The 22,910-nt window shown below is 46.6% G+C and carries 19 protein-coding genes; 11 read left to right on the top strand and 8 right to left on the bottom strand.

Annotation, left to right across the window (positions count from 1 at the left end; translation table 11 throughout):
* The first annotated feature begins 4 nt into the window (after positions 1–4).
* Positions 5–619 carry a Fic/DOC family protein gene (locus ACXAD8_RS17125; RefSeq protein ID WP_475231169.1) on the top strand — a complete coding sequence of 205 codons (615 nt, stop codon included), beginning with the start codon at positions 5–7 and terminating at the stop codon, positions 617–619.
* A 250-nt stretch (positions 620–869) separates the two neighbouring features.
* Here ACXAD8_RS17125 and ACXAD8_RS17120 read toward each other — a convergent pair whose 3' ends face one another.
* Positions 870–1,832: a tyrosine-type recombinase/integrase gene (locus tag ACXAD8_RS17120; RefSeq protein WP_475231167.1), complete on the bottom strand. Its 963-nt coding sequence runs from the start codon at positions 1,830–1,832 to the stop codon at positions 870–872.
* An 83-nt stretch (positions 1,833–1,915) separates the two neighbouring features.
* On the opposite strand from ACXAD8_RS17120, the gene ACXAD8_RS17115 reads away from it, so the two are divergent.
* Positions 1,916–3,447, top strand: a protein-coding gene (locus ACXAD8_RS17115) for an IS3 family transposase (protein WP_475231165.1) whose coding sequence is annotated in 2 segments (ribosomal slippage) — positions 1,916–2,378 and positions 2,378–3,447 — 1,533 coding nt in all. Because the reading frame shifts where the segments join, the coding sequence is not laid out codon by codon here.
* Between the two features lie 161 nt (positions 3,448–3,608).
* On the opposite strand, the gene ACXAD8_RS17110 is transcribed toward ACXAD8_RS17115, so the two are convergent.
* The 3 genes from ACXAD8_RS17110 to ACXAD8_RS17100 form a co-directional block, all read right to left on the bottom strand.
* Entirely contained in the window at positions 3,609–4,109 is a 501-nt protein-coding gene (locus ACXAD8_RS17110) for an RNA methyltransferase (RefSeq protein ID WP_475231163.1), read from the bottom strand.
* 84 nt (positions 4,110–4,193) lie between these two features.
* Positions 4,194–4,631, bottom strand: coding sequence for a hemerythrin domain-containing protein (locus tag ACXAD8_RS17105; protein ID WP_475231161.1), 438 nt, complete (start codon positions 4,629–4,631; stop codon positions 4,194–4,196).
* Between the two features lie 218 nt (positions 4,632–4,849).
* The gene (locus ACXAD8_RS17100) at positions 4,850–5,497 is read right to left on the bottom strand and encodes a TetR/AcrR family transcriptional regulator (RefSeq protein WP_475231159.1); all 648 of its coding nucleotides are present in this window, start codon (positions 5,495–5,497) and stop codon (positions 4,850–4,852) included.
* A gap of 104 nt (positions 5,498–5,601) precedes the next feature.
* Between ACXAD8_RS17100 and ACXAD8_RS17095 the strand changes: the two genes are divergently transcribed.
* The 4 genes from ACXAD8_RS17095 to ACXAD8_RS17080 all read left to right on the top strand — a co-directional run bounded on the left by ACXAD8_RS17095 (position 5,602) and on the right by ACXAD8_RS17080 (position 11,668).
* Positions 5,602–6,795 carry an alpha/beta hydrolase gene (locus tag ACXAD8_RS17095; protein WP_475231157.1) on the top strand — a complete coding sequence of 398 codons (1,194 nt, stop codon included), beginning with the start codon at positions 5,602–5,604 and terminating at the stop codon, positions 6,793–6,795.
* Between the two features lie 46 nt (positions 6,796–6,841).
* The gene (locus tag ACXAD8_RS17090) at positions 6,842–7,966 is read left to right on the top strand and encodes an efflux RND transporter periplasmic adaptor subunit (protein WP_475231155.1); all 1,125 of its coding nucleotides are present in this window, start codon (positions 6,842–6,844) and stop codon (positions 7,964–7,966) included.
* Between the two features lie 3 nt (positions 7,967–7,969).
* Entirely contained in the window at positions 7,970–11,080 is a 3,111-nt protein-coding gene (locus tag ACXAD8_RS17085; RefSeq protein ID WP_475231153.1) for an efflux RND transporter permease subunit, read from the top strand.
* Positions 11,081–11,248: 168 nt separating this feature from the next.
* The gene (locus ACXAD8_RS17080; RefSeq protein WP_475231151.1) at positions 11,249–11,668 is read left to right on the top strand and encodes a DUF2141 domain-containing protein; all 420 of its coding nucleotides are present in this window, start codon (positions 11,249–11,251) and stop codon (positions 11,666–11,668) included.
* Here the strand turns inward: ACXAD8_RS17080 and ACXAD8_RS17075 are convergent.
* A complete protein-coding gene (locus tag ACXAD8_RS17075; RefSeq protein WP_475231149.1) occupies positions 11,665–12,567 on the bottom strand; it encodes a LysR family transcriptional regulator in 903 nt (300 codons plus the stop codon). The genes ACXAD8_RS17080 and ACXAD8_RS17075 overlap by 4 nt on opposite strands.
* 119 nt (positions 12,568–12,686) lie before the next feature.
* Here ACXAD8_RS17075 and ACXAD8_RS17070 point away from each other — a divergent pair, with 119 nt between their 5' ends.
* Entirely contained in the window at positions 12,687–14,207 is a 1,521-nt protein-coding gene (locus ACXAD8_RS17070; RefSeq protein ID WP_475231147.1) for an NADH-quinone oxidoreductase subunit L, read from the top strand.
* The gene (locus ACXAD8_RS17065) at positions 14,204–16,621 is read left to right on the top strand and encodes a YbcC family protein (protein WP_475231145.1); all 2,418 of its coding nucleotides are present in this window, start codon (positions 14,204–14,206) and stop codon (positions 16,619–16,621) included. Before ACXAD8_RS17070 ends, ACXAD8_RS17065 begins: the two co-directional genes overlap by 4 nt.
* Positions 16,622–16,893: 272 nt before the next feature.
* Here ACXAD8_RS17065 and ACXAD8_RS17060 read toward each other — a convergent pair whose 3' ends face one another.
* Genes ACXAD8_RS17060 through ACXAD8_RS17050 form a run of 3 tightly spaced genes read right to left on the bottom strand, consistent with a single transcriptional unit; the run spans position 16,894 to position 20,807 of the window.
* Complete coding sequence (locus ACXAD8_RS17060; protein WP_475231143.1) at positions 16,894–18,303, bottom strand: winged helix-turn-helix domain-containing protein; 1,410 nt, start codon at positions 18,301–18,303, stop codon at positions 16,894–16,896.
* 46 nt (positions 18,304–18,349) lie between these two features.
* Positions 18,350–19,114 (bottom strand): hypothetical protein, encoded by a 765-nt coding sequence (locus ACXAD8_RS17055; protein WP_475231141.1) that lies wholly within the window; start codon positions 19,112–19,114, stop codon positions 18,350–18,352.
* A 22-nt stretch (positions 19,115–19,136) separates the two neighbouring features.
* Positions 19,137–20,807 carry an alpha-amylase family glycosyl hydrolase gene (locus ACXAD8_RS17050; protein WP_475231139.1) on the bottom strand — a complete coding sequence of 557 codons (1,671 nt, stop codon included), beginning with the start codon at positions 20,805–20,807 and terminating at the stop codon, positions 19,137–19,139.
* A 582-nt stretch (positions 20,808–21,389) separates the two neighbouring features.
* Between ACXAD8_RS17050 and ACXAD8_RS17045 the strand changes: the two genes are divergently transcribed.
* Genes ACXAD8_RS17045 through ACXAD8_RS17035 form a run of 3 tightly spaced genes read left to right on the top strand, consistent with a single transcriptional unit; the run spans position 21,390 to position 22,838 of the window.
* Positions 21,390–21,854, top strand: a complete 465-nt coding sequence (locus tag ACXAD8_RS17045) for a helix-turn-helix domain-containing protein (protein ID WP_475231137.1) — start codon at positions 21,390–21,392, stop codon at positions 21,852–21,854.
* On the top strand, positions 21,854–22,423 hold the full coding sequence (locus ACXAD8_RS17040; protein WP_475231135.1) for a VapC50 family PIN domain-containing toxin: 570 nt from the start codon (positions 21,854–21,856) through the stop codon (positions 22,421–22,423). The genes ACXAD8_RS17045 and ACXAD8_RS17040 overlap by 1 nt, the downstream gene beginning before the upstream one ends.
* A gap of 37 nt (positions 22,424–22,460) precedes the next feature.
* Positions 22,461–22,838, top strand: coding sequence for a hypothetical protein (locus ACXAD8_RS17035; RefSeq protein WP_475231133.1), 378 nt, complete (start codon positions 22,461–22,463; stop codon positions 22,836–22,838).
* The last annotated feature ends 72 nt before the right edge of the window (positions 22,839–22,910 follow it).

Below are 22,910 nucleotides of genomic sequence, written 5' to 3'. Positions count from 1 at the left end.
CAAGTTGACCAGATACGAAGTTGATTCAGATGAAGGGCAATTTGAACCCGGTTCAAATGACCTTGTGCTCAAAAATAAATTCAATATCGTTGACCCAGAAGAAATGGATGAAATAGAGGGCGACCTGTTGGTCAAGCTCTATGAAAAGCTATTCATTCACTCTGAACCTCCATCCGAAATTATTTTTGAAGTAATACTGGGATGGCATCGTCAATGGCTTGGCAATGTATACTCTTGGGCAGGTAAAACAAGAACCTCAAACATCGGCAAAGGTGGTTTTCAATTTGCCAACCCTAATCAATTTGACTATCTCATTTCTGAGTTCGAACACAAATATCTACAAAGATTTGCAGATATTGATGGCTTTACTGAAGAAGAGTTTATTAGTTATGTCGCAGAAAGCCACATCGAATTTATTCTTATCCACCCCGTAAGGGACGGCAATGGAAGGTTATCCAGACTTCTGGTTGATATGATGGCACAAAGAGCCGGATATGGGCTTTTGGATTACAGCTTGTGGGATAATAATAAAGAGTTCTACTTTCGTTCAATTCAGGCGGGAGTCGATGGAGAATATCAACACTTGGAAAGACTTGTCAGAGATATTCTAACTGCTTAGAAAGCAAGAGACAGGTCACGATACTTAGCGCGATTATCCTTTAATTTACGCTCGATGCTTTTCACAGACTCGCCAGTCTCAATTGCGGTGGAACTAGCAACAGCACGGTATAGCATTTTCTTTGTGATTTTCTTTGGCTTTTTACTTTCCATCACAATAACTTTTCTCTGTACTTTTAATGACTAATTTTACCTCAAATCTTATAAAAAGAAAAATTAGCGTCATGTTTTACGCATGACGCAATTAAACCTCAATGCAGAATATCTTTTGGACTTTGATAATCAAGCGAGGCCGGATGCGTTCGATGATAATCATCTTCCAGCTTCCGTATGCTCACATGGGCATATATCTGTGTGGTTGAAATATCAGCATGCCCCAAAAACTCCTGTATCACCCGAATGTCTGCGCCGCCTTCAAGCATATGCGTTGCCGATGTATGTCGAAACACATTGCAGGCGCCTGGTTTATCTATTCCTGCTCTGGAGAGATAACTTCTGGCCATGCTTGAAAGTTGCCTTTCCTTGAAACGTTTCCCTTGATTGTTCAAAAACAACACTTTTCCAGAGCAATAACGTCTGTATCGATCCCGAGCATTAAGTTTATACTCCTCAATCCATTCACAGGCCCGACGAGCAATTGGCACTATGCGGTCCTTTTTGCCTTTGCCTTGCTCAACTCTCACTAATCCACGCCGGGTATCAACATCGTCAACACGGAGATTAGCAAGTTCCATTCGTCTCAAAGCAGAAGCGTACAACGTTTCAAATATTGCCCGGTCCCGCACGGCATGTTCTCCATGCAGTAGTGATTGCGCTAGCAGATCTTTTAGCTCACCATCATCTAGTACTCCCTTTGGCAGTTTCCTTGGCTTCTTAGGAAGCCTAAAGCGAGCAGTATTGTTTGCTTCAAGCTTTCGCAACTCGAACAGTCTCTTCACGAAGATTTTTACCGCTGTCAGCCTATTGTATTTAGTTGCTGCATCCAAAGACCTATCATTGAAAAAGCGATATTGCCGCAAGTACTGGCGATATCGTTCAAGAGTTAGGTCATCGACTTGGTGAATATTAATAACGCCCTCACCAATACACCAATCGATAAACAAATTCAGCGATGAGCTTTTACTTTCTACAGTGCGTTCGCTCTCTTCTCTCGCCAAACAATCCACAAGATAGAAATCACGGTGATAAAACAGATTATGGGATTCATTTTCCATTTTGGCCTCCTAACCCCCTGTGTCAGGATAGTTGTCGCCTCAGTTTTTCGAATTGTTAGACAGGGGGCGGATGACAGGTTTGAGTGAAACACTATCCAGAGAAGCATAGGAAGGCAGTTGTTAGCAAGTTAGTTGAAAGCGGTTTATCATTGCGCCAGTTTTCACAGAGAGAAGGTATCAACCTTTCTACCCTGTGTAGTTGGCGAGATAAATACTTAGAGGCAGACTACAACTTGACTAAAAGTGATGACCCTAAAGACTGGTCGGCAGAACAGAAGTTCTCGGTGGTTTTAGAGACGGCCACATTGTCGGAAGTTGAATTAAGTCAATATTGTAGGGCGCATGGTCTTTATCCTGAGCAAATTCAGCAATGGAAACAGAGCTGTATCTCAGGTAATCAGACAGAAGCTCAGCAGCGTAAACAACAGGCGCAGGAGCGCAAAAGCGACAAAAAGCGCATTAAGGAGTTGGAGAAGGAACTCAAACGTAAGGATGCTGCTTTAGCTGAAACTGCGGCTTTGTTGGTGCTGAGAAAAAAGTTAAATGCCTACTGGGGGGAAGACGAGGACAGTTAACCACACTCCCGGATAGGCAATATTATGTATCATTGGTTGACGAAGCCGTTATGGCTGGAGTCAGAAAAATCAAAGCCTGTGAGGTAATTGGATTATCTCTTCGCACACTGCAACGATGGCAAGAAGCAGGCGGTATAAGTGCAGACAAAAGACCTGAGGCGAGCAGACCGCTGCCAGCAAATAAATTGACTGAAGCGGAACAGGAGGCAATTTTAGACACCTGTAATCAGGAGCGGTTTGCCAGTTTATCGCCATGCCAGATAGTCCCCATATTGGCTGATGAAGGGACTTATCTGGCTTCGGAATCCAGCTTTTACCGGGTTCTGAAAGCGAATAATCAGCTGAAACACAGAGGCAAGGCGAAACCTAAAGGGAGTATGATAAAGCCAGACGGGTTTAAAGCTAAAGCGCCCTGCGAGGTCTGGACATGGGATATTTCCTATTGTCCGTCCACGGTAATTGGTCGATTTTTCTATCTCTACATGATTATGGATATCTTCAGTCGCAAAGTGGTTGGGTGGGAAGTGCATGACAGTGAATCTGGTGAGTATGCAGCTCGCCTCCTTGAGCGCACACTGTGGTCAGAGAAGTGTGTTAATGAAGATATTATATTGCACTCTGACAACGGCAGCCCGATGAAGAGCCTGACGATGCAGGCAAAGATGATCGACATGGGAGTCATTGGCTCACGTAGTCGCCCGGGTGTCAGTAATGACAATCCCTACTCTGAATCCTTGTTTCGCACAGTAAAGTACTGTCGTCGATGGCCAAGTGAAGGCTTTAAAACACTGGAAGAAGCGAGGCTTTGGGTAAAAGAGTTTGTTCAATGGTACAACACTGAGCATCGCCATAGTCGGATCAAATTCGTCACGCCGGAACAACGACACAATGGTGAGGATAAAATGATACTAGCGAAGCGTGCAAATCTATATGCAAAAGCAAAGGGCACAAATCCTAACCGGTGGTCTGGCGACACCCGCAACTGGGATCAGATCGATGTTGTGGAACTCAATCCGGAGAGCAAAAAAGAAGCAGCTTAACGGCTTAGGCGACAACTACCTTGAAAAACGCCGCTGATGGCAACAGATTACCGGGGCAGAAACTCAATTAGCAGGTGTAATTCACCGGACGCTTACAAATTACGTACGGTTAACAGCGTAAAATTACGATGGGTGTCCATGTAAATTTGTCCATGTAAATATCAGGCCTTTAACCGATTATTGTTATCCCTGCTGCGTCTCACAAAATCGAGACTGCGATCAAAATCTGACTTCGCCAGTCTGTCGTACATCACCACATTGACGGTAGCTGCGAGGTTCATACTACCGTGGGTAGGAATGTAAATAACGTCATCGCACTGGGCCAACACTTCCGGTGCCACCGAACCATCTTCGGGACCAAACAGGTAAAAAGCGTTGTGCGGATGTTGATAATCCGGTAACGGAATTGCGCCTTCCACCAACTCCACTACCACCCGTCGTGCTCCTTTTGGGGTCATGGCAATCAAATCTTCGACACCAACAGTGGGAATTTTTTGATGTATGTTTTGGGTATCGGCATTGAATTCTTTGGCGTAGCGATAGCGGTTGCCGGTGTAAAACACAGAGCTTGCGCCATAACAGCCTGCCGCCCTTAATATGGAAGCAACATTGCTGGCAGATTTGGGATTTTGTAAGCCGATGGTGATTAACTGGTTTTGCATGAAGAGCCTCTATTCCATTAGAGACTGATTGTAATGTAAATCCTCAGGAGGGAAAACGCTCAGGGACAAGAATGTCCCTGACATTTAGTGCAGTTGCTCTTCTTTTTCTTCGACAAAATCCTCAGCCAAATCCAGTTTTTCTTTTCCGGATAACACATGTCCCGCCTGCTGGAACACTTCTTTTTCCTCTTCCTCAAGGTGATGCAGTACCTTGTCTTGCAACTGCTTCATATAGTGCAGCCAGGCCGGGGAACTCATGTCGGTATCGTCCAACACTTCAATCAGGTTATCAATCTCATGATGTTCATGAATGCCGTGCCGAGACTGCTCCAGCGTTCGATCAGAGTTCATCAGTTTCTTGTAAAAATGACGCTCTTCAGCCGCCGCATGAGCCTGCAACTCCTGCTTAAGCTCAGCGTAATACTCTCTGCGCGGCTTGGAGTCACCCGATGTGCTGACCAATATTTTCATCAGCAAACGCTGTTTTTCGTGATCCCGGCGAATGGTTTCAAAAATTTCCATAATTTACTCCTTTTAGTTGCTTGATTTAACAGGAGCGAAGACTGTGCCAGATCGGAAGGAAGCTATAAGCTTATGATTTAACTAGCGATATCTAAAAAGCGGATAAATGAGAATTGCGCCACTCTGTAAAAATTTCACAGCCTTATCGGTAAGATTTATCTGTGGCTGTCCTTGTAATTAACAATTTACATAGCGGACTCTGATGTATATTTGGCGTATCAGGCGTCGGACTGATAATAGGCCAGAAACATCGCAGCGGTCGATTCAGCAATATCCCGTTTTTCGGCTTCTGTTGGCGGAGCTTCAGCACACATGAGCTGTGGCCAGAAACAACTGCCCTTCACCAAACTGTGAATTTGCGTGTTAGCCTTTTCAATATCCAGGGGCTTGAGACGCTTATCCTGCAAGGCTCTTTTTAACCAGCGCTGTAATACCGTTTCATAATCCCTGAATACAGCAGATTCCTGTCTCAGATCTTCCGGCGAATACATAAAGTGACCAAATGCCACCCTTGTCAGATTCAGATATTCTTCCGAGGCAATAACATCGATTTCAGATTTTATTAACGCCACCAGTTGCGGCTCAAGCGGCTGATCGGATTGATAATTGTCGTCGCTGTCCACCATGGAATTTTTCCACATAGAGGACAGAATGTGCATCACCAGGTTTTCTTTGGCTTTGAAATGATTGTACACCGTGCGTTTCGACACCTGCGCTTCTTCCGCAATTTTGTCCATACTGGTGCCTTGCACGCCATCCCGCTGAAAAGCCCGCTTTGCCGCACTGACTATGGCTTCACGCTTTAACTCAGAACGCGTCTTCTTCTCTTCAACCATAAAATAACTGCCACCTGTTTTGCACTGCAATGAAACGATACCCAACAAAATTTACACTAATTAGTTTACTTTTTCCAATCACAAAGTAAACTACACCGTGTCGTTTACTTTTTATTGGTTATGGGATTCTGCTCATGCGCTTAAACATTATCTTGTTTTTCAGTGTTCTGGTGCTGACTCTGGGGTGTAGTAGTACCCATCATCGCCTGCCGTTGCATCTTTCAGATCAATATTACAATTATCTGCAGCCAGATTTCGATTTATACCTGGAAGAAACAGAAAACTATTTAATCAGTGAGCGTCGCTTTCTCAGTGATGACCGGGCACTGGAACTGGCCATGAATATGCCCTTTCAACAATCCCCGGAACAGGCCACAGACAAGGCCATTTTATTAGTACACGGCCTCAGTGATTCGCCGTTTTCTTTTGTGGATATCAGTCGCTCACTGGTAAAGCAGGGATTTTATGTGCAAACCCTGTTGCTGCCCGGTCATGGCTCCAAGCCACAAGATATGAAGCTGTCGCGTTATGAAGACTGGCAACAGATAGTGGATCACTACGCAAATTTGTTAAAACAAGATTACTCACAAGTGTGGCTGGGAGGCTACTCAACAGGCGCTAATTTAGTCACCATTCACGCATTGCAGCAGCAGGATATCGCCGGACTGTTATTGTTTTCGCCGGGATTTGAATCTAAAGCGGTTCGCTTTGAACCACTAACGCCACTGCTGGCCAGTGTTTTACCTGTTAGCTGGCGCTCCGATGATATTAATCTGGCCCGCTACTCCGGTGGTCCACTGCACGGGGCAGCGGCCTATGCGAAAAGTGCGGATATAGTTCGCCAACTTCTGGAAGAAAAGCCAGTAACCATCCCCACCTTTGTCACCATCAGTGAAGCAGACAGTGTTATTAACGCGCAAGCCATTAAAGATATTTTTAGCCGCAGTTTTAACCACTCTGCCAGTGAACTGCTATGGTTTGGGGAACAGGTTTTTTCTGAAAACAATATCCGGAGTAAGTCTATGCACTTACCCATGTTCAACATCAGTTCCGGTTCACACATGAGTGTACTGTTTGCCCCCTGCAATCCATATTATGGTTTGTCTGGCAGCAAGCGTATGTGTAACAACGGCTTAAACAGCAAAGAAACAGCAACCTGCGAATCCGGTAGTGATATCTGGTTTGCGGCCTGGGGCCACGAACACGAAGGCAGAGTTCACGCTCGTTTAACCTGGAACCCCTACTTTGGCACCATGATGGAGCGTATTGAGCATCTCCATAGCAATGCCACCACCCTGATATCAAACAGTAATCTGAGCGGGCAATAATGCCACCAACAACCAGACATCACGCCATTACAGAGAGGATTTTATTATGGCTTTCGCAAGAACAGTAAAAGGGATCGCCACACCAGCGATTCTGTTTTTAATGACGTTAGGTCTGTCGGCCTGTCAGCAACAGGAAGCGGCGCAGCAACAACAAGCACCGCAGGCAATGCCGGTTAAGGTGTTAAATCTTGCAACCGAAAATGTCACAGAATGGGATGAGTTCACGGGTCGTTTTCAGGCTGCCAAGCGCGTTGAGGTAAAAGCCAGAGTCAGTGGCTTTATTGAATCTGTCACCTTTAATGATGGTCAGCTAATTGAGAAAGGTCAGGTACTGTACGAACTGGATAAACGCCCATTTCAAATAGCTCTGGACAGTGCTGAAGCGCAACTTAAATTAGCTCAAAAAGAATTGGACCGCGGCCAAAACCTGGTAAAAAACAATTCCATTTCTCAGGAACAACTGGACGAGCGCTTGCAGCAATTACAGGTGGCACAGGCTAATTATGATCAGGCACGTCTGAATTTAGAATTTGCCTCGGTAACTGCGCCTATTACTGGCCGCATTGATCGTACCTATGTCAACGAGGGCAATCTGGTTGTGGGTGGTAATGCCAGCGGTGAGCCACTAACCACGATTGTGACCACTAACCCCATTCACTTTTATTTCTCAGCCAGTGAAACCACTGTTCTCAACTACATTCGCCGTCAAATCGCTCACCCCGATGCCATCAAGCGTGAAGACGCCTGGCCGGTATTCGTGAAATTACAGGACGAAGACAGTTTTGCTCACGATGGCACTATGGATTTCACCTCAAATTCACTGGATTTTGCCACCGGAACTATCGAAGTGCGCGCCGTGTTTGATAACCCCGACAACTTGCTGCAACCGGGCATGTTTGGCCGCTTGAGATTGTCCCCCTTACCTCCCTATGACGCCATCACTATCGAAGACAAGTGGGTAATGTCGGAACAAAACAAAAAATATGTCTACATCGTTAGTGGTGAAAGCAAAGCGGAAAAACGCTATGTCACCCTGGGTGGTACAACGGAAGCCGGATTGCGCATTATCAAACAAGGCTTAAACCCAGGCGAACAGTTGGTAATTGGCAACCTGCAAATGATTCAGCCGGGGGCATTATTGCAACCTGTGCCGGCCAATACCGGAGCCTAAGTTATGCAGTTAACCCATTATTTTGTTGACCGGCCACGACTGGCCACAGTGGTTTCACTGATGATTGTTATTTTTGGATTTTTAGGGCTGGCCTCTTTGCCGGTCGCTCAATATCCGGAAATCGCACCACCGCAAATTCAGGTGAACGCCTCCTATCCTGGCGCCAGTTCAGAAATTATCGCAGCCACGGTGGCTGCGCCACTGGAGCAGGAAATCAATGGTGTGGAGCGCATGTTGTATGTGTCTTCCCAGTCCACCAATGATGGACGCTTAACCATCAGTATTACGTTTGCGCCGGGCACCGACCTGGATACAGCTCAGGTATTGGTGCAAAACCGGGTGTCAGCTGCCCTCCCCAGGTTACCTGAGCCGGTACGCCGTTTGGGTGTCACCACGGTGAAAAACTCCCCCGATATGCTGATGGTGATCAACCTGTTTTCACCAGATAACAGCTACAACCAGACAGAAATCGGTAACTATGCGGTACTAAATATCGTTGACCGCCTGTCGCGACTGGATGGTGTGGGTAATGTTCAGGTATTTGGTGCCAGCGAATACGCCATGCGGATCTGGTTGGATCCCGGTCGAATGGCGGAATTTGGTATCACAGCGGAAGATGTCATGAGCGTGGTGCGCGCCGAAAACCAACAGGTATCCAGTGGCATATTGAATCAGTCCCCTATGCCAGAACAAAATGCCTTCGAGATCAGTGTGCAAACTCAGGGCAGGCTGAAAACTGTCGAAGAGTTTGAAAACATTATCATTCGCCGTGGTGGTCAAACCGGTCTGCTGTTACTCAAAGACGTAGCCCGCGTTGAGATAGGCGCTCAGCACTACGCCACCCGAGGTTATCTGGGTAATAACCCCTCAGTAGCAATACCAATAACCATGCGCCCGGGTGCTAACGCGTTAGCGACGGCGGAAGGTATCAAAGCACTGATAGCGGAGATGCAGCAAAACTATCCCGCAGGTATGCAAAGCACCATTGTTTACAACCCCACAGAATACATAGAACAGTCTATGCAGGAAGTGTATATCACCCTGGCAGAGACCATCGCTCTGGTGGTGTTCGTTATCGTGGTATTTTTGCAAAGCTGGCGTACCGCCATGATCCCGGTCATAGCCATCCCGGTATCCTTGATCGGTACTTTTGCTCTGATGTCGGTATTCGGCTTTTCCCTGAATATGATTTCTTTATTTGGCCTGGTGTTGGCCATCGGCATAGTGGTGGATGATGCCATCGTGGTGGTAGAAAATGTCGAGCGCAAATTGCGGGAAGGACGTTCCCGGGTGGAAGCCGCCAAAGAAACCATGACCGAAGTGGGCGGCGCTTTAGTAGCCACCAGCCTGGTATTGGTAGCGGTATTCCTGCCCACTATGATGATGGAAGGTATCAGCGGTGCTTTTTACCAACAGTTCGGTGTTACGATTGCCTCTGCTACCATGCTCTCCACCGTGGTGTCTTTGACGTTAAGTCCGGCCATGGCGGCAATCTTTATGCGTAAATCCGAAGAAAAACCTCATTCGAAACGTTTTCGCGCCGGAAACAGGTTTAATGCGGCCATCGAAAAAGTATCCGGAAAATACGCCAACCTGATCCGTCGTATGCTGCGCATTACTGCAGTGGTGCTTGTGGCATATGCCGGCTTAATCAGTTTTACCGGATGGCAGCTGAGCAAGATCCCCACCGGTTTTATTCCGGAGCAGGACCAGGGCTACGCCATCGTAGCCATTCAATTGCCTTCAGGGGCGGCACTGGATCGCACAGATGCCGTGATCCAGGACATAGTGCGCAAACTACTGGAAGTGGATGGCGTGGAAAATACCGTGGCGTTTGCCGGTTTTTCCGGTGCAACCTTTACCAATGCCAGTAACGCAGGCGCTATTTTTGTGGTGTTTGAAGACTTCGAAAAACGTCGCAGTGCCAATGCTATCGTGCAGGAAATCAGACAAAAAGTCGGCTTCAATGAAGAGGCTTATGTGGTAGCAGTCACGCCTCCCCCAGTGAGTGGTATTGGCAACGCTGGCGGTTTTAAAATGATGATTCAGGATGTGGCCGGGCATGGTCCACAAGCCCTGGAAGGTGCGGCCTGGACCGTGGCCATGGCAGCCAATCAAGCGGCAGAAACAACCGCGGTGTTTACCTTCTTTGAAACCAGTACGCCTCGCGTATACCTCAATATAGACAGAGACATAGTGCGTCAAATGGATGTACCACTGGAAAACGTATTCACCGCCCTGGAAAGCTTTATCGGCTCCAGTTATATCAACGATTTTAACTATCAGGGTCGTACTTTTAGAGTGGTTCTTCAGGCTGACTCGCCCTACAGGGTGGATACCCAGGACTTGCTGGATTTACGGGTCAGAAGTGCCACCGGAGCATTAGTACCTATAGGCTCTATCGCCACGGTTGAGCACACATCCGGTCCATCGCGTCTTCCCAGATACAACCTGTTTAATGCCGCAGCGGTAACCGGCAACGCCGCGCCAGGCTTTAGTTCTGGCGAAGCGCTGGCCAGAATGGAACAGATTGCTGAACAGGTTTTACCGCCGGGTTTTAGCTATGAATGGACTGAGCTGGCCTATCAGGAGAAAAACACCGGCAACACCGCGATAATTGCCTTTGCACTGGCGGTATTGTTTGTCTTTCTGTTGTTAACCGCACAATACGAAAGTTGGACGTTGCCCCTGTCGATCATACTAATCGTGCCTATGTGTCTGTTATCGGCATCGATTGGTCTGATGATCATGCACATGGACAACAATGTTCTGACGCAAATAGGTCTGGTGGTGCTGATTGGTCTTGCAGCTAAGAACGCTATTTTGATTGTGGAGTTTGCCAAGCAAAATGAAGAACAAGGCAGTTCTATCGTCGAAGCCGCTGCCGAAGCCGGTAGACTGCGCCTGCGTCCTATTTTGATGACCGCCTTTTCCTTCATCTTTGGTGTTATTCCATTACTGGTAGCCTCAGGTCCTGGTTCAGAAATGCGTCAGGCGATTGGTTTAACCATGTTCAGCGGCATGCTTGGAGTGACCTTATTTGGCCTGCTGTTCACACCGGTGTTTTATTTTGTTTGTCGCAAGTTGACCTTGTTGTTCAAAAGTAGCAAATAGTCCGGCAAGCAGACTCTTATACCAATCAGTATTAAATAAATAGGCAACTGCGGTTGCCTTTTTGCTGGCCAAAAGTCACGCCCACAAATCGTGACTTTTGGCACAATCCAAAGCCGGCCTCGCAACCTATACTGGCTGCACAATCAGTCATTCACAGGAAAGCTAACTATGTTCGGGCGAAAATTATCGGGTTATTGTGCCGTAGCGGCATTGTATTCGGGGGGCCTGATGGCAGCCAATATCCACCTGGATATTTCTCAAATTGAAGTGCTCAACGGCAAAATTCTGGTGGCACTATACAACAGTAAAGAAGATTACGAACGTTCCGCCGCACCTTTCAAAGAAGCTGAAATAATGGCTAACGCAGAAACCGTTAGTACCCAATTTACTGACCTGGCACCGGGCGAATATGTCATTCAGCTTTATCATGATGAAAATGACAATGGAGAACTGGACAGCAATTTTATCGGCCTGCCCACAGAAGGTTACGGCTTCAGTAACAATGGCGGCAAATTCGGTCCACCATCCTACGAAGAAGCCAAATTCAGCGTCGTTGACGACACTCAGGTAAGCATCAAACTGCGTTAGGGCCGCTTAGCCTTTGGCGGCTGGTATTCCAAAGAGACCATTTCGCCAAACAGTTTCGGAAAAATCCCCTGGTCTATGGTGGTGGCGTAAAACTGCTCATAGGCCTCAGGGATCTCCTCAAATACCAGCAATTGTTGATTGGCAATTTCATCTTTAACTACCACTGGCGGTAATACTGCGCAGGCATCAGTATCCCGGGTTAACAGACGCAACATAGCCATGTCATCCACCTCGGCCATGATGTTAGGTTTGTAATTATGGCGCAAACAAAACGCCTCAAAAGCTGAACGAATTGCAGTGCCTTTTGCCGGCAACAACCAATTGACATGCTCATAGCCGAGAGGAAACCCGCTGTCCGGTTTTTGGGCCGGATGACCGATAATGGCCACTGGTTGCTGTGCCACCAGATGCTGTTGCAAGCTGCTTTCCTGCTGTTGTTCGGTAATAGAACAGTTAGTCAGCACAATATCGAAATCGCGGCGATTCAGCCCCGCCACCAAATGCGACAATATACGGGTGTGCAAAGAGAAGCTGATCTTCTTTTCGGCCAATAAGGGCTTGATATATTCCACCACAAAGTTGCGCGACAGGTTGGTGAGCACGCCAATCGACAGATGCTGCTCAGTGTGAATCCCTTTACTCAACAGCAGTTCTAACTCCTGCCCCTTGGCAAAAATATCCTGCGCATAGCTAAAAACCCGCTTACCAGAGTCGGTCAGCACTAACCTGCGCCCATCGCGCAAAAACAACTGCTCATCAATCTGATGTTCCAGTTGTTTTATCTGGGCCGATAACGCCGACTGAGAAACGTGTAACTCCCTTGCCACATCGGTAAGTTTGCCATTTTTAGCCACCTGCCAAAAATAGTACAAGTGGTGATAATTCAGTCGTTTCGCCATTTACCCAAAACCGTTAGTTCTCTAAAACAGAACGTTAAATCAATTTATATCTATTTTAATTAACAATTTTATTTTGGCAAACTTGCCGCAATCTTGAACAGGTAGCAATGGGGGTAATTGTGCAAAGTTGGCTAGTGGCAAGTTCGTTTTTAATGGTTCCGGGTCTTTTGGCGCTGATGGGTTGGATGGGTGGCAGGACCCGAACAGATAAATCGGCGGAGCGGGTGTATCGGGCGACTCTGTGGCTGGCAACAGGCTCGGTATTGATGTCTGCATTGGGTGTTTATCAGTTTTACAGCCTGGTGACGCCGCCAGCAACCGGACAATTATTTAGTTTTAATAACGTAAACAGTGTAGTCCTGCCCCTGGTGTTGTTTATCGCCACTATCATTATTCGCTTTTCCCATAATTACATGGCTGGTGAGGCGTGTTATCCGCGCTGTTTCCGCTGGATGACCTTAACTGTCACAGCGGTACTGGTTACCTTGCTGAGCAATCACCTGATCATCTTCTGGTTGGGCTGGTTTACCATCAGTCTGACACTGCACAAATTGCTCACACTTTATCCTGAACGCCCAAGAGCCATCCTGGCTGCCCACAAAAAGTTCATTCTGGCGCGCAGTGCCGAAATCTGTTTAATCGCAGCGTTTAGCCTTCTGTATCTGGAGCATCAAACCCTGTACATAGATCAATTGCTGGCGAGTATCGGTACCAGTGCCAGTGTCTCTGAACAGTTAGCAGCAGTGCTTATCGCGCTGGCGGCATTAGTCAAATGTGCACAATTACCGGTACACGGCTGGCTGATAAAAGTGGTGGAAGCACCGACACCCGTCAGTGCCCTGCTGCACGCAGGCATCATTAATCTGGGTGGTTTTTTACTGCTGACTTTTGCTCCTTTGTTGCAAATTTCCGAATGGGGTCGTTGGACAGTATTATTGGTGGCCGGTATCAGTACTCTTTTGGCATCACTTATTTTACTTACCCGGGTTAGTGTTAAAGTGCGTTTAGCCTGGTCAACATCAGCACAAATGGGCCTGATGCTGATTGAAATTGCATTAGGCTTATACGAGTTGGCAATTCTGCACCTTATGGCCCACTCTTTATACAAAGCCTTTGCCTTTCTCAACAGCGGAAACGCGGTTTATGAACAGCTACAGCAAGAGTTAACTGGCAGAATTTACGCTACCGGTAGCCATTGGCTGGCATCTTCCTTGTTTAGTTTATTGCTGGTAGCTCCGGCAGCGCTCTTGCTCTCTGGTCCGATTGCTCCCTGGGTATTGCTGTGGATGGGATTCACCATCTTGTTAGCCACCAGCAGTCAAAAACTTTATGCAAGTTTAATGGCGATAAGCCTGATAGCCATTTATCTCGCGCTGAAAACCGGATTGGGACACTTGTTTCAAGGCGGTGCTGTTGCTCCCTTCAGCCCTGAAGACCTGTTTATTACTGTGCTGATCATCAACATGTTTATTTTTGGGATGCACTTGCGCTTTAACAATCAAAAGTCCTGGGTACAGCGCTTATCCACCGCCTTGTTTGCCGGCCTGTATCTGGATGAGTGGTTTACCCGCATCACACTTAAATTCTGGCCAGTCAAAGACCGCAAAAACTCAGTTAAAACACTTCAGGAGGCACCATGAATCAGTTACAACTATTGGACCACTCTCAGCGCAACTCGGTGCTTCATGAAACCGTGCAGCAGGTGTGCCAGCGCATCGCCCCGAACTGGCCATTGGACAAAGCGATTGCCGTGAATCCCTACTGGGAATTGAAGCAACAGCCCTTTCCAAAAGTGGCGGCACAATTATCGGCGCTGGGTAACATTCAATGCCTGATGCCGGTTTCTTTCTGGCAGGAGCTCTACAACAAGCGACAAATTAGTGATAGCGCTTTGCAAAAAACCTGTCGCCAGTTTAATTACGACAAAGGCTTATCGGAATTGGCCACTCAGGACGCTCCCAAAAATACGGGCAACTTGCGATGGCACAATCTTTCGATGCTGGTTGATGAGTATCGCTCTAAGCACCAGGTTTCCTGGCATGATGAAATTATTCATCAGATCAGTCAGTTTTGTGCGGCGTTTTTTCAAAGCACTCCAATTCTGGAACAGGTAGGCAACCAACAAAACAGCCCCTGCTTTTATGCCAGCTGGCGTAAAAACATCACCAAAGACAGTGGCATTGCGATATTGATGGGGGAACCCAAGCTGGCTAGGGCGATTCAATCTTTACCAGATGCTCCTGAAACAGTATTTGAGCTGGCCTGCACAGAATTGGCTCTGTCAGAATCAGCTATTGAACATTATCTGCATGCTTTACTTTTAGACGTGAATGGCTGGGCGGCCTATATCGCGTATCGCCGGTGGCAGGGACAGGATGACAATATGTCACAACTGCTGGCTGCTCGTCTGGCATGGGAGCTGATTATCTGGCGCCATCTGGCCCAGTCACAGCCTGAATTACAAGCGAATATTGAGGCTCGTTGGCAAGAAGAGCAAGCCAGCATTACAGACAAGATCCAGCAACAAGAGCAGCAGCAACTGAAATCCTGGATTTGGCAGACAGCCCATGAAATAACCCGACAGCAGAAATTGCAACAACAGCTGGCCACCGCCCCTGTTGTTCCGCCATCTGCGGTAAAAATGCAGGCAGTATTTTGCATTGATGTCCGCTCAGAGGTTATTCGCCGGGCACTTGAACAACAAGATGCGGGCATTGAAACCTATGGCTTTGCTGGGTTCTTTGGCATGCCCATCGCGTTTTCACCCAAGGGCACCGCGTTGCAGCGCCCACAGTTGCCGGGATTATTAGCACCGCAAATATCAGCCTCGTTAAAATCTGACAAAATCACCCAACTACGCCCCATTAAAAACAAGGCCAACTGGCAGCGCTGGAGTCACAGTCCCACTGGCTCATTTTCCATGGTGGAGTCTTCCGGTTGGTGGTATGGCTTTAAGCTGCTGAAAAACATGTGGTTTCCGGAAAAACAGGAAAATCCGGTGAGCAGTCTGAGCCATGATGCTGAGTGGCAGTTATCACAAAACGGCAAGTCTCTGTCTACCGACGAATGTGTCGAGTTAGCCAAAGGGATCCTCACTGCAATGGGACTCAAATCCTTTGCTCCTGAGATCTTATTGGTAGGACACGGCAGTCAGTGTAGTAACAATCTGCACGCAGCAGCGCTGGATTGTGGTGCTTGCGGTGGTCAATCGGGTGAAGTCAATGTAAGGGTACTGACTCAGTTACTCAACGATAAGTCGGTAAGACAAGGGCTGCAATCGCAAGGCATTGCCATTCCGCAAACCACGCGCTTTATTGCGGCACTGCACAATACCACCACAGATGAAATCCAGTGTTTTACTGAGCACCTCAATGGACAGCAACAGCTTTGGTTGCATCAGGCAACAGCTCAAGCCCAGTCAGAACGCGCCAAGGCAGTAGATTCAGAATTATCATTCTTATCGCAAAAGCAGCGTAACAAGGCTTATCAACAGCGTAGCAAGGACTGGTCGCAGGTTCGTCCTGAATGGGGTTTAGCGGGCAATCACAGTTTTATTATTGCTCCCCGGGCATTAACTCAATCTCTGAACCTGGCGGGCAAGGTGTTTTTACACGATTATGACTGGCAGCAGGATACATCGTTTTCAGTGCTGGAATTATTGATTACCGCGCCAATGGTGGTCACCAACTGGATTAACATGCAATACAACGCGTCTGTTACTGACAATCAGAAGTTTGGTTGTGGCAACAAGGTATTGCACAACGCAGTAGCAGGTAATATTGGCGTATTTGAGGGCAATGGCGGCGATTTGCGCATCGGTTTATCCATGCAGTCGCTGCACAATGGCAAACAATGGATGCATACCCCGCAAAGGCTCAGTGTCTATATTGACGCGCCACAACAGGCTATCGCAGATATAGTGCAAAAACATGAGCACATTCAACACCTGGTGGATAATCAGTGGCTGTATTTGTTCTGCTGCCAGCAACGCGACAATATCACCCGGCTGATTAATGGCAGCTGGCATCAGGACCAGATCGCAACAGATTTTTGAGCGGCATTTGGACGTAGCCTTATCGTAGCCAAAACCTAAGCATTTTGGCTACGCCTTCAATTATCAATATTGAAACACTCAATCCACCTACTAGCCCCAATTTTGAGTTTGCTGGTAGGTAGACTTTTTTCGGTGCCGCAGTCTAATTCTACCAATATCATTTGATTGAAGTCATTGTCGGGGCGCCGACTGCGCCTTAAGGGGACCGGGCTGCTCTCACCCTCAGGCGTGCATACCAGCTAACTGCAACGCCGGTAAACATTTCCCCGTCGTTATTCTGTCGTAGCTTCGGGGAAATACTGCGCATACTCCTGTAACTCGCCATATAAAAACGACATTTCTTTAGACTGGATCAAAGTGCGGGCCTGTTCAAATACGCGCCTGGCAAGGTCAGTTTGACCGGTTTCCAGATGTAATGCACTGAGCCTGAGTTTCAGACCCGCGGCATTCACGGGTGCATTGATTTCATCATAGAATGACTGAGCTTTCAGGTAGCTACGCATGGCATCTACCGGCTTCGCCTGGGCGCGATACACATCTCCCTGTAACTCTTCCAGCTTGGCACGAGTCAGCCAACTGGTTTCAGCCTGGGTCAGCTGTAATCCGCTTGCGATGATTGACAAAGCCTGTTCAGGTGAACTTTGCCATTGCGATAGTGCCTCTAAATACAATAAGCGCGCCTGCTGATGTTCACTGGCATTAAGCGACTGCAAAGCTTCAGCAATCATTACCAAAGCTTCTGATTGACGGGATTTCCAGATTAAAAGTCGGGCTAACATGATAACCCCCTCAATATCTGATTGCGGCTCCACTATCAATCGCTGCAAAATCGGTATCGCCAGGGCCCAATCGGTTTCATAGGCCTGGACCATTTGCGCCAAATGAGTTTGCTCTGGATCGCTGTTTATCTCATCGCGAGCGATTATCCGGCTCACATTTTTGGCAAGGGTGGAAAATGCCAGCTCAATATCATGGCTGAACAGCACAAATTGCTGGGCTTGCTGCTGATTAGACAGGCTGTAAATTAATTTGTAATCATACACATCGCCATACGCCTTTACCGTCAACTTCCAACGATCAGCCCCAGCGGCGAGTTCTGAGTCGTTGAACAACTGAATTTTCCGCGAGCTTTGCTTTTTACTCAGTATTTCCCTAAGCATTGCCGCCCCGGAATCCGCTAACCACTGATGGTCATTTCGATCGATACGGCTTTGCACCGGCTCAATCAGCAATGATTTTTGGTTCTCATTGAAAAACCAGAAAAATGTCGTAATGCAAAGGAGCAGTAAAAAACTGAATGCAATCATGATTCTGCTAAATACCACACCCTTTACTTTAGGCTCGTTGGGAGGTGGTAATTGCTCACTTTCGTCGTGTGATTCGAGAACTGGTGTTGTCGCAACTAGCCACTCATAGCCCTTACGCGGATGATTTTGAATAACAGTCATGTCAGAAAATAGTTGTCTGATTTCCCGGATCGATTGAAAAATAACCCCTTCATTCACCTGCACATCATCCCAGACTTCATCCAGCAATCGTGATTTGCTGACGATTTGTTCCGGGTGTGCAATCAGGTAACGCAACAGGGCCAGAGTTTTTGGCCGAACCACCTGTACCTTATCGCCACACACCAGTTCACGGGTGTGGGTATTCAGCACATAGTGACCTATCTTAATTTTCATTCATCGAAGTAAGTAGCGGAGCTTGTCCGCTATACTAACGGGAAGTTTAGGGGGTGGCTACCAGGTCCATAATCCTGGCCGCCATTGCGGGGTTGACCTCGTAGCGTACACGGACAAAATCCAGCATATGCTGGGCACACTGTGGCAAGTCTTCTACGCCTGACAGCATGGCTTTAAAATCCTGCAAAAATGCAGGGTGTCTCTGCTCCACACGTCGATCCACACAAAAGCCATCTCTTGAGATGAGGTCCTGCTCAGGTAGAGATAAATCCAGCAGCGCAATCAGCCGGTCCAGCGCGTAAACCTGAATAAAGCGCATCGCGGAACACCACTCACCTCGGCGATAGCGACTCAGACCAACATACAAATTGGTGAGCAGTTCCCCCAGTAAAAAGTCCTGGTCAGCACTGGTTACAGGCAACGCCTGTGCAGGCGTTGCCAAGGTTTCGGGCAAACTTGCATCGCGCCAGATAAAGTTTCCTGTTTCATAAGGAATGTGCTCCAGCTCTTGCGGCTCAAACACCGCAAACTCGCAAAACACACCATCGTTAAAAAGTAGCTTGTAACCATCCCGGGTATTGCGAAAGGCGTAGGCTATCTGGCAAATACCAGATAACCAATTCAAATCCTCAATCAACTGCCACTTAAAACCAGGTGCAACTATGGCAAAAAAATCCAGATCAGAATAGCAATCCATTCTGGCTTGCTGACCCGCAGAGCCCAGGGCTAACAACCCAAGCCCCCCAGGATGCTGTTGCAAAACCCCGGCGATATCCGCCAATCGTCCGAGTAACAATTCAGTGGTATTCATAGTTCCGTGTTGCACCTTGATATTACTCCCCTAACAGAACCCAGGAATAAGGCGTGTTAAGAGTCACCTTACCAGATTTCACTGTTACTTCCTGTCCGGAATAATAGTCTTTCAGTAACTGTCCATCAGCGAAGACTTTAGAAACCGAAAGCGTCTTCTTACCCTGAGGTAAATTTTCCGCCACAACAACCGGATTGTGGTTCTCCAGTGTTCGGCTAAAGACATAAGGCTCACTAGAAATCAGTTGATGTTGTCCGGCCCCAATAGCTGGGAAACGCTGACGAAACTGCCCTAGTTTTTGCCAATGACTCAGCAACGCCTGGGTTTCGGGTTGTGTCAGATCCTGCCAGTTCATATTAGCCCGCAAACCAGCATCGCCAAACGCGCCGTCCACCTGCATCGGCCTCGCCAATTCGTCACCGTAGTAAATTTGCACGCCGCCGGGTGCCATCATCAATTTAAACGCGCTGTCCCAGATTTGTTCACGCGATTTGTCCCAGGAATCTTGATCATCATGGGAGCCAATGTAATTCAAAATGCCTTTGCCCCGAAAAGTGGGAGCATTTAGCCAGGCGGAGTACTGGCTGAATAATGTTTCGCTTTGCTGACTGATATGACTAACAAAACCCATATTAATCAAGGCATCAAAGCCGTAATCAAAAAATTGTACCTGCTTATCACCATAGTTGTATTGATTGGTTTCAGGGTCTGCGCTTTTAAAGCCAGCAATCCCCCAGTTAAACACTTCTCCCACCATATAAAACGGCATGTCTCCAACAACTTCTTCTGGATTGTTAGCTCGCCACTGAGCAAGTGCTAACTCACTTTCTTTTTTCAATACTGCCCATATTTCAGGTTCAACGTGTTTTGCAGTGTCTACCCGAAAGCCGTCAATGCCATAATCCCGTACCCAGTCGGTTAGCCATTTCACAATGTAATATTTAGGAGCTTTGGGATAACCGGTACGTTGAAAAAAGCGCTCAAGTTCTGCCAATTCCGTTTCCAGGCGACCTTCCTGATGCCACTTATCCAGCAAAAATTTCGGTAGTTCAACGGCTTGTTCAGACTCGGTTTTGATGTCCGTCAGGGACGTAGCTAACGCACAGCGCACGTTTTGCTCATAGCTGCTCCAGTCACACAGAGGTTCGGTTCTGACCCATTCAGCTGGCCAAAGCACATCACTCTGAGTCGCCGGACCGGTGTGATTAATGATGACATCCACAAGCACCCGAATTCCCTGTTTATGGGCGGCCTTAATCATAGCCGCGAGATCCGCTTCATTGCCAAAGTTGGCATCTACGGCAGTCCAGTCTTTGGGCCAATAGCCGTGATAGGCATAAGTCAGTTGGTCAGATGTATCAAAGCCGTGGATTTGTTCAATCAGTGGAGTTGTCCAAATGGCATCCACTCCCAGGCGATTGAAATAGCCCGCTTCGATTTGTTGCGTAATCCCTTTGATGTCTCCGCCTTCAAAACCTCTTAACAGCGCGGCCTGTTGATGGCGTTGATAGCTGGCGTCATTGCCAGGATCACCGTTGCTAAAACGATCTGTCAGCAAAAAATATACCGTGGCATTGCGCCAGAAGTCGTGGGTATCGGCCCAGCTTTTATTGCCTATCGGCATCAAAAACAGAAGGCTGCTAAACAGCAAATAAATGACAAAAACAGGAGATTTGAAGTGGGCTGGGTACATGGTTGAGGCTCCGAATAATTAGATTTCATCCAAAGCCTCGGATAATTTAGCCATTAATGACACTTAAACCTTCTTAAAAACGTTTAAAGCGCTATTTTTACAGTAACGTCAGTATGTGAGCACTCACATTTACTGCGTTGTAGAATCCGATTCAGTTACCAATGTTCTGGTAATGAAACAATAATGCGCTGATGAGAAGTGCAAATCTCTGCTTGTTACGCTGCAATTGATGCTGGTGCAAAGTGCGAATCATAGTAGTTGAGGCCATTGAAGACAATGTAAGTAACATTCGCCTGGGTAATAAGAATATTCCAACAAAACAGATTTATTCACGCATCTCCAATAACAAACTGAAGGAGGTTTATCATCAGACTTATCCGCTAGTATTAAATCAATGATTTTCGAATATTTCGAATACTTGACAAATCTTCGAATATTTCGAATAATATTCATAAATGCGCACAAATGAAAACTCAGTTAAAAATAACACGATAAAAGATATCGCTCGTAAATAAAAAACGAAAAAACAAACTCGAAAGTTAAAATAGTTAAGACGTTAAAGAGACTGAAATAGTAAACAGAATGAATACGACAATGCTTAATACGCCATCAATGCCAAGTGCTGAAGAAGTTGCGCTGGCAAAACTGAGTAGCCAGGAGCTTTCTGCTGTTTGGGAGGCTAATGGTGAAACACAAAAAATTAGTGTGGTGGGAAGCGATGGTCAAACCCATAACGTTGACCTTCCTGCCAGTGCCATAAAATTAATGATTGAGGTGCTAACTCAACTGGGCCAGGGAAACAGTGTTAGTATTACACCGATTCACGCGGAGCTAACAACCCAGGAAGCCGCAGACTTGCTTAATATGTCTCGACCAACATTTATCAAATTACTGGATAGCGGTGACATTCCTCATTTCCGCAAAGGAAATCGTAGAAAGGTGACTTTTGTTGATGTGATGAATTATAAGCAGATGATGGACCAAAAACGTCTCGATGCATTGGACGAACTTAGTGCTCTCGATCAGGAACTTGGATTAGGATATTAGTGACAACCTATACCGTGCTTCTGGATGCATGTGTTTTGTATCCAGCACCACTTCGCAGCTATTTGCTCTATCTTGCGCAAACCGGATTGTATAGAGCAAAGTGGAGCGAACAAATTCATGATGAATGGATGCGCAACGCTGTTGCCAACAATCAGAACCTCACCCTGGAGAAGTTGCATTTAACCAAAAGTGCCATGGATAAACATGCCACCGGATGTTTAGTTGACGGTCATGAATCTTTAATTGACGCTATTACGTTGCCAGACCCAGATGACAGACATGTTGTTGCGGCGGCAATTAAAGGACAGGCTGAAAGTATAATCACTTTTAATCTAAAAGACTTCCCAGATGCCGAATTAGAAAAGTATGAATTAAAGGCAATTCATCCAGATGAATTTCTGTCTGATATGATGGAATTGAATCCTTCGTTGGTGATTCAGGCTGCTCAAAATCAGAGGAGATCTTTGAAAAAACCACCACTAACACCTTCGGAATTTTTAGAATGCTTGTTGCGCCAAAGATTGCCTGGATTTGTTTCTAAATTGAATACGTACGTCAATATCATTTAGCCAAATTGATCCTATAATTTGATCTGAGAAAACATTTATGAAACTTAAAATATTAACTTTATTTATTGTTTTAGTTACTTACCAAGCATATGCGCAAAAGCAAGTTTCAATGATTCAGCTCATAGCAAACCCTAAAAATTTTGAAGGAAAAAAAATAAGAGTAATAGGGTATTACGACATCAGTGTCGATAATGCTTTATTCGTTAACAAGGATTCGGCAAGTAACATGGATATATCATCTTCAATTTCCGTACAAGACGAAAGTGACAATGGAGAAATGACAAAAGAATGTTATGGAAGATATGTACAAATAGAAGGTACTACTGAGTTAAATTCTGATAACTATTATCAAATAATTGATGTCACCTATATCCTTGATATTGAGAAAAATAATTTCTGCTGGGAGAAAAAGTAATTAAACAAGACATATATGGGCGCCCCGATAAGATCAAGCCATATCAACCTCTGACCATGCTTTTTGGGGCAT

The organism is Planctobacterium sp. AWH2_060 (genome assembly GCF_056158425.1).
Note: the sequence above shows the minus strand (reverse complement) of the source record. Positions and strands in the feature narration are given on the sequence as shown.